The following is a 2,218-nucleotide window of genomic DNA, read 5'->3' on the forward strand; positions in this document are numbered from 1 at the left end:
GTCGAGCCGGGTACGCACGGCATCGTCGGGTACCGCCTGCGCATTCCCGGGACGGACGAGGCCCCCAACCAGCTCAAGGGCTGGGAGAGCCACGGCCTCGACCCGCTGACGTGGCAGCGCGCTGAGCCTCTCTTCGCACGGGAGTCCCGCGCGGGACGGCCCTGCTTCGTCGTCACGAAGTCCGAGTACGCGAACACCGGATTCACCGAGGCGACTCTTCGCGGGGCCACGTTCGTCGGAGCCGACGACCTCGACGAGCGCATCGAGCGCGCGGCCGACGCGGCGGCCCGGCATCCGGGCGCCCTCGTCTACCTCTACGCGCCCGAGCTGGATTCGCTCGGCCACCGCCACGGGTGGGAGTCCGACGAGTGGTCGGCGGGGTTGGAGCGGGTGGATGCCGCGGCGCGGCGACTCTCGCAGCTCGTCGCGCCACGCACCGGTGTCGTCGTCACCGCCGATCACGGAATGGTCGACGTGCCGCGGCACCGCCACCTGCTGCTGCGCGACGGCGACGGACTCACCGACGGCGTGCGGGTGATCGGCGGCGAACCACGGATGCTGCATCTGTACACCGAGCCGGGTGAGGCAGCTGCGGTGCACGCCGCCTGGATGTCGGGCGAGAGCGGCCGGTCGTGGGTGCTCACCCGAGACGAGGCGGTGCAGGCGGGGCTGTTCGGCCCTACCGACCCCGAGGTGCTGCCCCGCATCGGCGACGTGCTGGTCGCCGCCCGCGCGGGAATCGCGTACTACGACGATCGCCTGCGCGACAAGGGACCGCAGCGAATGGTCGGCCAGCACGGCTCGATCACGGCGGAGGAGCGGATCGTCCCGCTCATCCGCTTGGGGGCGTACGCGGGCTAGGACTCCTCGGTGCGCGCCCCGAAGACGATCTCGTCCCAGGACGGCATCGACGGGCGTCCGCCACGGCGTCGTCCGCCGTTGTCGTCGGAGCGCTGCTCCTGGCCGGCGGGCGCTGTGTGCTCGGCCGGCTGTGCTGCGGCGGACCGTGCCTGTGCGGCATCCGCCGATTCGAAGAGCGCGACCGGCGACGGCGACGCGGTCTGCGGCGTGGCCGCCGTTCCGGGCAGCGGTTCGCGCTGACCGCGGCGGCGGCGCAGCGCTTCGAGCAGGTCTGCCGTCTCGGACGAGGTCACGGGCATGTCGGGCGCGCGCTTGATCGCGGCGGACTGCGCCGACTGCCCGGTGGGCGTGCGCACATCGGGGGCGTCGGACTCCGGTTCGGCCTCGAGCGGGCGTCGGGGTCCGAACGCGCCGCTGTCGAAGCGCGACTCGTCCTTGCCCATGGGGTGGTCAAGGGCGCGCAGTCGGGGGATGAGACCCTCGGGCAGCGACCCCTGTCGCGACAGCTGCGTGGCGTCGCTGTTCTGCGGCGCGAGGGTGCTGCGGCGGGGGTCGAACGTCCAGCGGGCGTCGTGGGCGACGTCGTTGGCGGTGAACTCGAGCTTCACGATCCAGCCGGACTGCTCGCGCCAGCTGGTCCAGCGTTCACCCACGGCGCCGGCCTCGGTCAGCTTGGCGCGCACGGCCGCGCCGAAGGTCGGCTGCGCGTCGGGCTCGAGTTCGCTTCCGACGAGCACGGGGACGGCGAGAGCCTGCCCGACGACGTGCTCACGTTCGGCGAGCACCGGACCCTCGTAGCGCTGGACGTCCTCGAGGCGGGCGCCCAGCAGTTCGGCGACCTCGGCCGCCGACAGCCCGGAGCGGATGTGCGCCTGCACGTCGCGGGGACTGGGCTTCGAACCGCGCCGGTCGCCGTCGCGGTCGCGCCGGGCCTTTCGCAGTTCGACGCGCAGCACGTCGTCGATAGGGAGGGCGAAGCGATCGCCCCTTTCGGTGGCGAGGACGATCGTGCCGTCCTCGGTGCCGATCACCTTGAGCTGTTCCATACGAAACACGCCTCCCAATCTGCCGTGTGCCGCCATGGTGTCACGCCCCGGCCCCACACCCGGGAATATCCAGGGCGCGCCGCGAGTTTCACGGGTCGGCCGTAGACGCACGCTGGGCGTCCGCCGAGAGCATTTGCGAAAAGGCATCCCGTCATGCAAACTATGGCCGCCCGATCGGGCGAACATGCACGATGAACTGGAAGTAGAGACGTTCGAGAATGGCCACCGATTACGACGCACCGCGCAAGACCGAGGATGACAGCGAGTCGATTGAGGCGCTCAAAGAGCGCGTGCCCGACAAGCTCTCGGGC

The 2,218-nt window shown here is 71.6% G+C and carries 3 protein-coding genes; 2 read left to right on the plus strand and 1 reads right to left on the minus strand.

Going from position 1 to position 2,218, the window contains the following annotated elements:
• Window positions 1–861: alkaline phosphatase family protein (locus NQ160_RS22675; RefSeq protein WP_257517288.1), on the plus strand; the 861-nt coding region annotated here is incomplete at its 5' end.
• Here NQ160_RS22675 and sepH read toward each other — a convergent pair.
• Window positions 858–1,907, minus strand: a complete 1,050-nt coding sequence (gene sepH, locus NQ160_RS22680) for a septation protein SepH (RefSeq protein WP_257517289.1) — start codon at window positions 1,905–1,907, stop codon at window positions 858–860. The genes NQ160_RS22675 and sepH overlap by 4 nt on opposite strands.
• Window positions 1,908–2,125: 218 nt before the next feature.
• On the opposite strand from sepH, the gene NQ160_RS22685 reads away from it, so the two are divergent.
• Window positions 2,126–2,218: DUF4193 domain-containing protein (locus NQ160_RS22685; RefSeq protein ID WP_257517290.1), on the plus strand; the 93-nt coding region annotated here is incomplete at its 3' end.

This window comes from Microbacterium sp. zg.Y909, assembly GCF_024626565.1.